Here is a 240-nt window from a genome sequence, read left to right as displayed (position 1 = left end):
GCCAGCTCGCCAATGATGAGGCGCTCTCCGGGTTCGTACTGCCCGTTGATCAGGGCGTTACGGATCTCGTTGTAGACCTTGACGGAGAGGTTCTCTTTTTTTACCGGTTTAAGGCTGGGCATGACGGTCGAGGCTTGGGTTCGATGGAATGGCGGAGGCCGTGAAACGGCGCCCGGCTGAATTCTATCCCGCCCTGGCCAATTCAAGCGCGATGGGTATATTATATATCATATATTCTGA

1 pseudogene is annotated in these 240 nt (G+C 54.2%); it reads right to left on the bottom strand.

The features are described 5' to 3' along the window. Window positions 1–122: pseudogene (locus SB771_RS36680) on the bottom strand (GntR family transcriptional regulator); the annotation flags it as partial. Window positions 123–240: the final 118 nt, after the last annotated feature.

Origin of the sequence: Burkholderia sp. SIMBA_051 (genome assembly GCF_046534915.1) — a bacterium.
Lineage (GTDB): Bacteria > Pseudomonadota > Gammaproteobacteria > Burkholderiales > Burkholderiaceae > Burkholderia > Burkholderia ambifaria.
This window is presented reverse-complemented; position numbering and strand designations above follow the sequence as displayed.